The sequence below is a fragment of the Dermacoccus sp. CCH2-D9 genome (assembly GCF_001556795.1).
Classification (GTDB): domain Bacteria; phylum Actinomycetota; class Actinomycetes; order Actinomycetales; family Dermatophilaceae; genus Dermacoccus; species Dermacoccus nishinomiyaensis.
The window spans coordinates 1-11,691 of sequence record NZ_LSJT01000042.1; the positions used below are offsets into that span (position 1 = coordinate 1).

Consider the following 11,691-nt stretch of genomic DNA (forward strand, 5'->3'; position numbering starts at 1 on the left):
CGACCACCGACAGCAGGCCGAGCCTCCACGGCCCGTAGTTCGTGGCGAGCACCCAGATGTCGGGCGTGATGAGCGTGAGCGCGCCGGCTGCCGCCGTCACCGCGATGAGTTGGCTGAGGCGCAGCGCGAGCGTCAGCGGACGGTTGGCTCGCACGAGCCCGAGCAGCACCCCGACGTTGCCGCCGAGCACGCGCGCCGCGAACTGCACCGGGTTCTCGTCGTCGCGCCCCTCGACGTCCTCGGCCCGCTGGCGGGCACGGCGGTCGATGTCGTCGCTCGTGTCGTCGCCGTCGAAGTGGAGCAGCTCCTCGACGAGACGCACGCACGCGGCGCGCACCTTCGTCGCCACCTGCCCGACACCGAGGGCCGGCACGACGACGAGCCCGACGCCATGGACGGGCGACAGCTGCGTCTGCACGACACGGCGCCCGTCTTTGAGCGGCAGATCGGTGAGGACGAGCACGAGATCCCAGTTCTCGTCGAGCATCCGATCACGTGCCGTCTCGATGAGGTCGAGGGGCGTGACGGGCGGTTCGGCGAGACGATCTTCGACGACGACGAGGTTCCACTCGACCTGCGGGTACTTCGCCGCGAGCGCCTCCGTCACGTCGGACGCGAGCGTCGCGCTCGTCAGCGCTGCGGGTGAGACGACGAGCCCGACGTCGAGGACAGGGCGATCCGACGGGTCCGACGGCGCGGTGTCCGGTCCGGAAACGTCTCCCCCGGAGGCCATCCCGGCCGGGCGTTCTCCCGCCGATCGGAGGGGCAACTCGTGTGTCGCGTCGTCATCATGCACGTACCCATGATGCGCCATCAGCGCGCCGCGCTCATCCTTGCCGCCGGGACGCCGGGGTGCGACGTGCCGCCCTGCCGCCTCGGCGCGCGCCACATCACGCCACGACGATCGGGTACGCGCTCGACGTGGCGATCGACGATTCTGCCGACCGCATGACGGAATACGTGCGCCGCGCATGTCATTGAACCGAGCATGAAGGCAATGACGTACTCCCGCTACGGCGATGACAGTGTTCTCGAACTGCGCGACCTCGACACCCCGCGCGTCGGCCCCGGTGAGGTGCTCGTGCGCGTCAAGGCGGCGAGCGTCAACCCCGTCGACTGGAAGGTCATGTCGGGCGGGCTCGACCCGCTCATGATGACGGTCTTCCCCGCCGTTCCGGGCTGGGACGTCGCGGGCGTCGTCGAGGCCGTCGGGCTCGACACGCCCGAGTTCCACGTCGGCGACGAGATCATGGCGTACGCCCGCAAGGACGTCGTGGCCGGTGGCACGTTCGCCGAACTCGTCTCCGTGCCGGTGCGTACCGCGGCCCGCAAGCCCGCGTCGATGACGTTCGAGGAGGCCGCCTCGCTGCCCCTCGCCGGGCTGACGGCGTACCAGACGCTGACGCGTCTCAACCTCAACGCCAACGACACGCTGCTCGTGCACGGTGCGTCCGGCGGCGTCGGGTCGTACGCGGTGCAGATCGCGAAGCACATCGGGGCGCGTGTCATCGGCACCGCGTCCGAGCGCAACCACGAGTACGTGCGCGGCCTCGGGGCGGACGACGTCGTCGAATACGGTGACGGCCTGGTCGAGCGTGTGCGCGCCATCGCACCCGACGGCGTGACGGTGAGCGCCGACTACGTCGGTGACGTCGAGGAGCAGACGATGCAGCTGCTCACCCCGGCCGGGCGGCACGTGTCGGTCGCCGACCCGAGCGTCGCGCTCAATGGCGGGCTCTATGCGTGGGTGCGCCCGAGCGCCGAGGATCTCGCGAAGCTCGCGCAACTCGTCGACGACGGCGCGCTGCGCGTCGACATCGCCGCGACCTACCCGCTCGAGCGGCTCGCCGATGCCTTCGCCCAGAGCCGCGAGGGCCACACGCGCGGCAAGATCGTCGTCACCCCCTGACGCATCTCGTCCAGCCGACGAGTTCCGCCGACCGTGTGGCGGGCTCGTCGGCTCGATGGTGAACCTGCTGATGTCGCACCCCGAATTCCCGGCCACTTCGCACCCCCTACCGCCTGGTAGCGGCCTAGCGTTGAAGCATGAGAACTCGGGGGATCGTCAGCATCACGTTCATCGCCGGCCTCGCAGCCCTGACGGCGTGTTCGTGGGACGACGGGTCTAACCCGGCGTCGTCCACGGCGACAGCGTCCACCTCGGCGTCGACCACGCCGTCATCGACCTCGTCGCAACCCACCACGTCGACGGCGGCGTCCTCGAGCGCGCCGACTTCCACGCCGGCCCCGACGTCGAGCACCGCCGCCCCCACGACGCCTGCGTCGTCGACGGTGGCGCCGCAGCCGACATCCCCGTCGGCGACGCGCAGTTCGCCGACGTACAGCGCGACCTCCGAGCGCCCGCCTGCGCCGGGTGATCCCACGCCGAGCACCGTGAGTGGTGTGACGTTCGGGCGCAAGCAAGTTCTCACGCCGGGCAGCCCGGTCATCGCCGATGGCATCGGCAAGGTCAAGCCGTCGACGTTCGCCATCACGTCGCACCACACGATGTACGTGACGGACGTCGTGTGGAGCAGCTGGGGCGACCAGGTGGCACGTGCCACGGGCATCGCCGAGAACGGCGAGAACTCCGATTCGATGGTCGACCTGCCGCGGCAGAAGGCGTACATCACGGCCAAGCTCGGCACGTGCCGCGGGCGGCCCGCGTACACGAAGGTGGCGTGGAACTTCACGTCGTTCGAGAAGAACGAGACGAACCTGCAGGGGTGGTACAACATCTGCGACCTCGCGTCGAACTGAGTGCCGGCGCCGCATGGAAGACCGCGCGGCTTGGACGACCGAGCTGACTGCTCGCCCCGGTGGAATGTCGGACTCGGTGTCGAGATCCTCGCCCCGCAGGGGTGCGGAGAGCTCGAACACACCGTTGATGTCGCCACGGCCGCGTGCCCTGCACGCGCGCGGGTCCCGGACGTCGAGGACCGCAGACTCACCCTCCGACGAGGTTCGCGGCTGCGTGTTTGTCGTCGGCGTCGCACCTTCGTAGACTCGTGACGATGGTGGAGGACGAGCCGTTCTGGCATGACGACGAGCACGATGACCTGCTGGCTGAGGAAGAAGCCAACCGGTCTCGTCGTCGCGCGTTCATCGGGGTGGTGACGGCGTCGATCATCGGTGCCGGCGCGTTGGTCGGTGCCACCATGTTCGCGAAGAACTACGGCAGCAACAGCGACTCCGAGCTCCCGGCCTCGGTGGCGTCGAGCGCATCGGCCACGCCGTCGAATTCATCGTCTGTTTCGTCGAGTTCATCGAGCTCGAGTTCGTCGTCCTCCTCGAGCACGTCGACGACCTCGTCGAACCGGCCGACCGCGGAGGCCACGACGGTGGCACCGACCACGGCGCCCACTCGCACCGCGCCGACGACGCGCGCGCCCCGCACGACGACGACGCGCGCGCCCCGCACGACGACGACGCGCGCGCCTCGCACGACGACGAAGCCGAAGACGACCTCGTCCAAACCGAAGCCGACGTCGACGAAGCCGACGACGAAGTCGACGACCACGGCGCCGTCGACCACCACGACGATGAAACCCACCACGACGTCCGCACCGCCGCCGACGACGCAGGCCCCGACGACGCCTACGCCCACGCAGCCCCCGGCGACGACGCCGCCTGCTCCCGAGCCGACCAATACGCTCGGCACCGGAGGCCCCGAGGCTCCGAAGACGGCCGCCGCGAGCGGGTCAGCACCCTGATCTCAAATCTGGAAGCACGCTGAGCTGTCGTCAGCAACCTCCTCATTCGCTCAACAACCGGCCGGTGTCGTCGCGGGCGTTGAGGATGAGGATCTGGATGCCGTCGATGACGCCGTAGGCGACCATGAACACGCTGAGCATCGTGCAGCCGGGCACGAAGATGCCACTGCTGAACACCGCGAGGTGGATGCCGCCGCGGCGTGAGTCACCGGCGTAGAACCGGCCAAGGCCCGCCCAGCCACCGACGATCTGCAGGAGCCCCGCTGTCGTCTTCTTGCGCGGTGAATGCTGCGGCACGGATGCGGGCTGCGTCGGCCATGCGCGGGGTTGCCATGGGCCGGGTTGCCAACTTCCCTGATGCCACCCCGCCGCGGTCCACTCCCCAGGAGCCCACGGCCCAGCCGACCAGGCTTGCGGGGGGACGGTTCCGGGCGTCCACGGCCCTGAGGCCCATGCGTCCGACGACCATGCGCCCGAAGGCCAGGCGCCGGGCATTGGCTGATCGTGGTTCCACCCGCTGTCGTGGTGGCCCCGAGCGTCAGGCGCGAAGCTCTGAGTCGGGGGCATGTGGGGTGCGTCGATGGGCGGGCCGTAGCTGTCGACGCGCGGGTGAGCTGGTGGGAGCGGGTACGGCAACGAGGTGGGCTGCGGTTCGGGTGCGGGAAACATGACGTCAGTCTTGCGACGCCACGACCGGCCGCGCGCTCGTCATCCACAGCCGTCACCGTCCACAGGCGACGCTGCGGCTGGAACAGTTGCACAGCGCCCGTCATCTTCGCCGACAACGCCCGAGGCGCCCCACCCTGTTCGGGTGAGGCGCCTCTGCGGTGGCTGGTGTTCGTCAGTCGCGCAGGGCGCTGATGACGCTCGTGATGAGCATGAGCAGGCCCGCGATGATGCACAAGGTCAATCCCCACCCTGTTCCGGCACTGAACTGAACACTCGCCCCGGCCTGATTCTTGATCTCGTCGAGCTGGTCGCTCAGGTCAAAGAAATCGTAGATGGCGACGCCAGCGGCTAGGGCGCTGAGCGCTGCGCCGGCCCACATGGCAGGCTTGGGGATCTTACCGATAGCGCGAAGCACGCCGAGGATGAGCACGATGACGGCCGGGATCATGACAAACCACCCGTCGGAGACGTCGACGTTCTCCTGGGCCCTGGCTGAGTCCGGGATATTGCTGGATTTGGATCCGATGCCGTTCCATGATGCGTGGAAATCCCCGAATGCTGCTGCGTCAATCTTGAACCACACCCAGGCGCCGAATACACCGATGATGGCGAGGAGCGAGGCGGCAACGAGGCCCCAGCCGAGCGTCTTGCCGATGCCGGGGCGGGGCTTGTCGGCCGTCGCGCCGTTCTGGGGCGCGTACTGGTTCTGCGTCACCGTCTGGCCCTGGTTGTACTGCTGGCCGGGGTTGTAGGCGGCGCCCTGCTGGTTGGTGTTGGCGTATCCAGCCTGCGCGCCGGAAGCGTAGCCCTGCGGCGAGGAGTTGTAGCCGCCGTTCTGCTGGGCGGGCTGACCCTGGCCGTTCTGGCCGTAGGGCGCGCCCTGCGGAGCCGAGTTCCACTGGCCGCCCTGGCCGTTGGGCGTGGAGTTCTGCGGCGCGGAGCCGTAACCCGAGCCGTACTGGCCCGAGGGGTTCGAGCCCTGCTGCCCGCCCGACGTCTGGTAGGTGCCGCCCTGCGGATCGGAGCCGGGAACCGGCGGGTACTGGCCGGGGCCGCCGGCGGCCTGGCCGTACCCGTTCGAGCCCTGCGCGTTCGAGGCGTTGTGCGGCATCGCGCGGGTCTCGCCCTCGTTGGCAGCGAACTGTCCGCCGAGCCCGCCTGCCTGGTGCTGACCCTGCTGACCCTGGCTCTGCCAGGTCGACTGGCCCTCGCCGGCCTGCTCGCGCGAACCGGCCGACGCCATCTGCGTCGGCTGCTCGTTCAGGTCGTCGTTCGAGTTGGACATCGCGGTTTTCCTCCCGTGCCACGGACGTTTGATCAACACATTAGAGGAACCTGGGAGTTCATCGGTTCCAACTGGCGGGTAACGCTGTGTCGTGGGCGTGTCGGTCGCCCGTCAAGGCTGTGGGCATCGAGAGCGTCCAATGTGCGTTTCGATGGGCTCGGTGCGCTTGAGGCGCCCTCCCGCGGTCGTTGGCATGGATCGTCCGCAGGCTTGCCGAGCGAGCACACAGACCCGTCCGGCGAGCGCGCGCCTCCGCCGGGCCCTTCGAGTGGCGGCGATGACGGCGCCAGCTCAGCGTTCGTGGGCCTCGTCGATGCGTTCGAGGATGGCGGCGGCGAGGGGTTCGGGGTGGAGGTCGCTGATCCAGTGGCCGGTGTTCTCGAGTTCGACGAGGCGGTAGGGGGCGTCGACGTAGGCGTGGGTGAGGTGGGCGGCAGTGCGGCCGAAGGCGAAGTCGTCCGCGCCCCAGACGTACGTCGTCGGGATGGTGCAAGGGCCGAGGTCGGCGGCGTCGCGGGGGCGGTAGGCGCGGTAGTAGTTGAGGGCGGCATCGAGGGCGCCGGGTTCGGCGAGGAGGCGGGCGTGTTCGTCGAACGTCGCGCGGGGCAGGTCGTGGCAGCCTTCGCGTAGCTGGCGCCAGTCGTCGGCCATGAGGTGTTCGGCAGCGTCGGGTTCGCGGAACGTCTTGATGTACTGCATGGCATCGCGCTGGGATTCGTCGGTGGCGATGGCGTCGAGCATGGCCTTGGGGTGGGCGGTGCTGACGGCGGTGTACGTCGCGAAACGTTCGGGGTGGCGGATGGCGGCGAACCACCCGATCGTGCCGCCCCAGTCGTGCCCGACGAGGTGCGCGCGCTCGATGTCGAGGGCGTCGAGCAGGCCGATGACGTCGGCAACGAGTTCGTCGATCGCGTAGTTCTCAGCGCCCTGGGGGCGTGCGGCGGACGAGTATCCGCGCAGGTTCGGGGCGATGACGCGGTGGCCGGCGTCGGCGAGTTGCGCTGCGACGGAACGCCATTGGGCGTTCGACTCGGGGAAGCCATGCAGCAGCATCACCGGCGCGCCGTCATCGGGGCCAGCGGTGGCGACGTCGAACGTCAGGTCGGCGACGGTGACGGCGCGGGCATGGCCCCAGGGGGCGGTTGGCGGGGTCGAAGCACTCATGGTTCGACGCTACTCGTCGGGTGGTGGCTCAGTTCAGCTTGCGGCCGTAGGGGTCGCGCACGGAGCCGGTCAGCATGAGGATGGCGTCGATGAACGCCCAGATGCTGACACCGACAAGGATCGGGAAGCCGACGAGGATGAGCGTGCCGAACAGGCCGATGAGGCCGAGGGCGAGTTGGATGCCGCCGGTTCGCGTGTCGCCGATGTAGAAGAGGCCGACGCCGAAGTAGCCGAAGAAGAGCTGCAGCAGGCCGGCGGCGATCTTGGACTTGTCGGAGAGCGGTTCGCCCGTCATCGGGTCGATCAGGCCCGACGCGTAGGGCATCTGGCCGGGTGCGACGCTGGGCTGCACGGGGCCCTGCCACGACCCGTAGGCCTGGGGGTGTTGGCCTGGGAACCGCTGGGCGGTCGGCCCCTGCCATGCACCGTTGCCCTGCTGGCCGTATCCCGGCGCGCCGCTCGGGCCTTGACCGTAGCCGCCCTGCCACGACGGTCCCTGGCCGTACCCGGGCGAACCCTGACCGGAGGGCGCGCTCGACGGGTACGGCGAGTACGGGTACGGCTGGTCGGCGCCCGCGGCCCATCCGCCGTGAGTCGCGCCGGCCGAGTCGATGTAGGGCGCGTCGGCCCGGTAGCCGTCGTCGCCGGCCGGGGAGCTGCCGTGGTGGCCGTTTCCCGCCGCTGCGTAGCCGTCAGGGCGCGCCCCAAAAGGCCCTGATGCGTGGGGCATGGCCCGCGTGTCGTCGTGACGATGGGTGCCGCCGTAACCCGGGTCGTTGCTCATGGCCCAACTCTGGCACGTCGGGGCGGGTGCAGGTGCTTGGCGGCGTCAACGCACCTCGAACGTCACGTCATCGGGCAGACCGCTCACGCTGACATCCCCCGCCGCGTCGACGGCGAGGCAGAACGTCTCCGCCGCGAAGCGCAAACCCTCGAGTCGTGTCGCTCCGAAAGGTGCGCCCGTCGCCGGACGAACCGTCAGACGGCGAGCCGACACGTCGACCTCCAGCCCAAGAACGGCGATGATGATGGCGGCGGCAGAGGCAGCCGACCAGGCCTGAGGACGGCAGGAGGCCGGGTAGGGCGGTCGTTCAGTGGCGGAAAGTTCGGTGTCGGCGCCGCGATGGCGTTTGTCATCTTCCTCATCATCGTCGTTCTCACGTGGTTGCAGCGGCGCATCATGGATGAGGACAAGCCACTATTCCGTCGCCGTCGCCGCCTGAATGGAGGGCTCTGACGTCCACCCCGGCCAGTTCGGCGATCACCGAGACGGCGACGCCCCATGCGACAAGGCGCCGCAAATTGCCGGCCCGCACGATCGTCATGTAGGTCGTGTTGACCATCACCGCGCGCATTTACCTGTACCCGTTCGTCATTCAGGTAGCGACGTTGTTCAAGACGGACGCGGAGGCGAGCGCGCACCCGCTGGCCCTCATCCCGAGCCCGATCTGCTTCCTGCAGTGGAAGACGATCTTTGGTTCGGGTGACAATTCGCTGCCGATCACGCGGTGGCCCGGCAACTCGATGCTCGTGACGGTGTGTGTCACGGCGGGGCGAGTCTTCTTCGACTCGCTGGCCGGGTATGCGTTGTCACGGCTGCACTTAGGGGCCGCAAGGCAGTGTTCAGCGCGTTGCTCGCCGTGATGTCCGTGCCTGGTGTGGCGCTGCTCATCCCGAAGTTCCCCATGGTGAAATACCTCGGCATCTACGACACGTAAAGCGTGATGGCCTTGCCGCTCATGGTCGACGCCGCCAGCGTGTTCCTCAGGAAGCAGTTTTTCGACACGGTGCCCGTCAGCATCGAGGAGGCGGCTCGGATGGACGGTGCGCCGACGTTGCAGACGTTCTGGTAAGTGGTGTTGCCGATGGCGCGCCCGGCGCTCATCACTCTGACGATCCTGTCGTTCCAGGGGTCGTGGGACGAGTTCGGTCACGTCCACGTGACGACGAGCTCACCCGAGCACAAGACGCTCGTCACCGGCCTGGCCGACCTGACGGCCGGTGGGTTGGGGGCGGGTACGCAGTACCCGTTGAAGATGGCTACGGCCCTCATCACGACCATCCCCGTCGCCGTGCTGTTCTTCGCGTTCAGAAGCACCTCATGCGCGGCGAACGATGGAGCGGTGAAGGGTCGACTCTGCCCTGACTGCTCACAACGGCAGGTCCCGATGCCCCGGGGGCGGGCGTTGTTGATTGGGGGAGCGGCCGGGTCGGACGACGACACGTGGAAGAATCAGTCACGCGACCAGCAGAACGCCCGATGATGCACCTTCAGCAGCATCACCCATACCTGCTGTATCCTCAACAGGACTCGTCATAGTCTTATATCCCAGCTGCGCTAACAATAGCCGACTGATAGCAAAGGACGACAACCGTGGCACTAAAGAAATCTGATCTTTACAGATCGCTATGGAAATCGTGCGATGAGCTGCGCGGCGGCATGGACGCCAGTCAGTACAAGGATTACATCCTGACGCTACTGTTCCTGAAATACGTCTCCGATAAGGCCAAGGTAGACAAGAACAGCCTCATCGAGGTGCCCGCGGGCGGATCGTTCGACGACATGCTCGCCGCCAAGGGCGACGCTGAGATCGGCGACAAATTCAACAAGATCATCGGCAAGCTCGCCGAAACCAACGACCTGCGCAACGTCATCGACCAGGCCGACTTCAACGCTCCCGAAAAGCTCGGCAATGGCAAGGAGATGGTCGACCGGCTGTCCAAGCTGGTGACGATCTTCGCCGACCTCGACTTCCGCGGTTCGCGCGCCGAGGGCGACGACCTACTCGGTGACGCCTACGAGTACCTGATGCGCCACTTCGCCACCGAGTCGGGCAAGAGCAAGGGGCAGTTCTACACGCCAGCTGAGGTGTCGCGCATCCTCGCCAAGGTTGTCGGTATCAACAAGGAGACCAAGCAGGACGAGACCGTCTACGACCCGGCCTGTGGTTCGGGCTCACTGCTGCTCAAGGCCGCGGCTGAAGCACCGCGCGGCATGACTATCTACGGCCAAGAGAAGGACAACGCCACGTGGGCGCTGTCCAAGATGAACATGATTCTGCACGGCAACGAGATTGCCGACATCCAGAAGGGTGACACACTCACCAGCCCGCAGTTCACGCACGGCAATCAACTCGACACCTTCGACTACATCGTCATGAACCCGCCGTTCTCGGTGAAGTCATGGCGCAACGGGCTTGATCTTGAGTACGGACGATTTGAGTACGGCACTCCCCCAGAAAAGAACGGTGACTACGCCTTCCTCCTACACGCCCTTACCTCGCTGAAGTCACGTGGCAAGGCGGCGATCATCCTGCCGCACGGCGTCTTGTTCCGCGGTAACGCCGAGGCCACCATCCGCACCAAGCTCCTCAAACAGGGCTTCATCAAGGGCATTATTGGACTGCCGGCCAACCTGTTCTACGGCACTGGTATCCCTGCGTGCATCGTCGTGCTCGACAAGGAGAACGCCCAGGCCCGATCCGGCGTGTTCATGATCGACGCGTCCAAGGGCTTCATCAAGGACGGCAACAAGAACCGCCTGCGCGACCGTGACATCCACAAGATCGTCGATGTGTTCAACAAACAGACCGAGATCGACCGATTCTCGCGCATGGTTCCGATGGCCGAGATCGCCGATCCCAAGAACTACTACAACCTCAACATCCCGCGCTACATCGACTCGTCCGAACCCGAAGACCTGCAGGACCTGAACGCTCACATCCACGGCGGCATCCCGAACCACGACCTCGACCTGCTCAGCGCCTACTGGGACGCCTTCCCATCGCTGCGCGACCAGCTGTTTGTCGCCAACCGTCCCGGCTACTCCGACCTCAAGCTTGAGGTCGCCCAAGTGCAGCAGACCATCCTCGACTCGGCCGAGTTCAAGAACTTCAAGGACAAGGCGCGCGGCCACGTCGTGCAGTGGTTCGAGGCACACCGCGACGCGCTCGACACCATCGACGCCGTCACGGTGCCGAACGACCTGATCACCACTCTCGGCGATGACCTGCTCAAGCGGTTCAAGCCGGTGGCGCTGCTCGACGAGTACGCCGTGTACCAGCAACTCATGAGCTACTGGCACGACACGATGCACGACGACGTGTCACTGATCATGAGCGACGGGTGGCTCGACGCCGCCAAGCCGCGGCTGGCGATCACCGACAAGGAGCGGAAGCTCGCCGAGGAGCCTGACCTGACCATCGGCACCGGCAAGAACGCCAAGAAGTACAAGATGGATCTCGTGCCGCCAACACTGATCGTGGCGCGCTACTTCGCCGACGACCAGGTGAGGGTCGACACACTCAACGCCGACCTCGAATCGGTATCGGTCGCCGCAACCGAGCACGCCGAGGAACATGGCATCGACGACGCGTTGCTGGCCGAAGCCACCAACGACAAAGGCGCGTACACCAAGCAGCTCCTCACCGCCGTCGCGAAGGACGCGAAGGCCTCCCACGATGCCGAGACGCTGGCCTGCGCCAACGCAGCGCTGAAGCTCGTCAACGCCGAAGCTGCGGCTAAGAAGGCAGCCAAGGACGCCCAGGTGGCGCTCGACGTCGCCACACTTCAGAAGTACGGCGGCCTCGCCGAGACAGATGTCAAGAGACTGGTGCTCGACGACAAGTGGCAGAAGACGATCGTTCGCCGCGTGGCTGGTGAGGCTGATGCCCTCACGATCGATCTTGTTGCGCGTATTCAGCAGCTCGGTGAGCGGTACGCGGAGACTGTCGGAGATCTGGATGCCGAACTTGACAAGCTCGAAGCGAGAGTTGCGATTCATCTAAGTGCGATGGGGATTGTTCAGTGAGCACTCAAGTCGTCGAGTGGGGTGAGACTGCTCTCCTCGATCTCGTAGCC

Annotated in this window: 13 protein-coding genes and 1 pseudogene; 6 read left to right on the forward strand and 8 right to left on the reverse strand. The window is 66.9% G+C overall.

Annotation, left to right across the window (positions count from 1 at the left end; genetic code table 11):
• A pseudogene (locus AX669_RS03430) lies at positions 1 to 796 on the reverse strand (hypothetical protein); the annotation flags it as partial.
• A gap of 192 nt (positions 797 to 988) precedes the next feature.
• Between AX669_RS03430 and AX669_RS03435 the strand changes: the two are divergent.
• Positions 989 to 1,909 (forward strand): NADP-dependent oxidoreductase, encoded by a 921-nt coding sequence (locus AX669_RS03435; protein WP_062256620.1) that lies wholly within the window; start codon positions 989 to 991, stop codon positions 1,907 to 1,909.
• 124 nt (positions 1,910 to 2,033) lie between these two features.
• Here AX669_RS03435 and AX669_RS03440 read toward each other — a convergent pair whose 3' ends face one another.
• Positions 2,034 to 2,384 (reverse strand): hypothetical protein, encoded by a 351-nt coding sequence (locus AX669_RS03440; RefSeq protein ID WP_131940258.1) that lies wholly within the window; start codon positions 2,382 to 2,384, stop codon positions 2,034 to 2,036.
• 10 nt (positions 2,385 to 2,394) lie between these two features.
• Here AX669_RS03440 and AX669_RS03445 point away from each other — a divergent pair, with 10 nt between their 5' ends.
• On the forward strand, positions 2,395 to 2,760 hold the full coding sequence (locus tag AX669_RS03445; RefSeq protein ID WP_131940256.1) for a hypothetical protein: 366 nt from the start codon (positions 2,395 to 2,397) through the stop codon (positions 2,758 to 2,760).
• Positions 2,761 to 3,172: 412 nt separating this feature from the next.
• Here AX669_RS03445 and AX669_RS03450 read toward each other — a convergent pair whose 3' ends face one another.
• The 6 genes from AX669_RS03450 to AX669_RS13245 all read right to left on the reverse strand — a co-directional run bounded on the left by AX669_RS03450 (position 3,173) and on the right by AX669_RS13245 (position 7,828).
• Complete coding sequence (locus AX669_RS03450; protein ID WP_156444905.1) at positions 3,173 to 3,661, reverse strand: hypothetical protein; 489 nt, start codon at positions 3,659 to 3,661, stop codon at positions 3,173 to 3,175.
• 94 nt (positions 3,662 to 3,755) lie between these two features.
• The gene (locus AX669_RS13555) at positions 3,756 to 4,010 is read right to left on the reverse strand and encodes an NINE protein (RefSeq protein ID WP_006943521.1); all 255 of its coding nucleotides are present in this window, start codon (positions 4,008 to 4,010) and stop codon (positions 3,756 to 3,758) included.
• Positions 4,011 to 4,554: 544 nt separating this feature from the next.
• On the reverse strand, positions 4,555 to 5,667 hold the full coding sequence (locus AX669_RS03460; protein ID WP_062256628.1) for a hypothetical protein: 1,113 nt from the start codon (positions 5,665 to 5,667) through the stop codon (positions 4,555 to 4,557).
• 291 nt (positions 5,668 to 5,958) lie between these two features.
• Positions 5,959 to 6,831 carry an alpha/beta fold hydrolase gene (locus AX669_RS03465; protein ID WP_062256630.1) on the reverse strand — a complete coding sequence of 291 codons (873 nt, stop codon included), beginning with the start codon at positions 6,829 to 6,831 and terminating at the stop codon, positions 5,959 to 5,961.
• A 28-nt stretch (positions 6,832 to 6,859) separates the two neighbouring features.
• A complete protein-coding gene (locus AX669_RS13560; protein WP_197418843.1) occupies positions 6,860 to 7,615 on the reverse strand; it encodes a TM2 domain-containing protein in 756 nt (251 codons plus the stop codon).
• 45 nt (positions 7,616 to 7,660) lie between these two features.
• Positions 7,661 to 7,828: a hypothetical protein gene (locus AX669_RS13245; RefSeq protein WP_156444907.1), complete on the reverse strand. Its 168-nt coding sequence runs from the start codon at positions 7,826 to 7,828 to the stop codon at positions 7,661 to 7,663.
• A gap of 335 nt (positions 7,829 to 8,163) precedes the next feature.
• Between AX669_RS13245 and AX669_RS13815 the strand changes: the two genes are divergently transcribed.
• The 4 genes from AX669_RS13815 to AX669_RS03480 all read left to right on the forward strand — a co-directional run bounded on the left by AX669_RS13815 (position 8,164) and on the right by AX669_RS03480 (position 11,641).
• A complete protein-coding gene (locus AX669_RS13815; RefSeq protein WP_231729389.1) occupies positions 8,164 to 8,475 on the forward strand; it encodes a hypothetical protein in 312 nt (103 codons plus the stop codon).
• 80 nt (positions 8,476 to 8,555) lie between these two features.
• On the forward strand, positions 8,556 to 8,684 hold the full coding sequence (locus AX669_RS14035) for a hypothetical protein (RefSeq protein ID WP_255356513.1): 129 nt from the start codon (positions 8,556 to 8,558) through the stop codon (positions 8,682 to 8,684).
• The gene (locus AX669_RS13820) at positions 8,685 to 9,095 is read left to right on the forward strand and encodes a hypothetical protein (RefSeq protein WP_231729390.1); all 411 of its coding nucleotides are present in this window, start codon (positions 8,685 to 8,687) and stop codon (positions 9,093 to 9,095) included.
• 110 nt (positions 9,096 to 9,205) lie between these two features.
• On the forward strand, positions 9,206 to 11,641 hold the full coding sequence (locus AX669_RS03480) for a type I restriction-modification system subunit M (protein WP_082740550.1): 2,436 nt from the start codon (positions 9,206 to 9,208) through the stop codon (positions 11,639 to 11,641).
• Positions 11,642 to 11,691 lie beyond the last annotated feature (50 nt).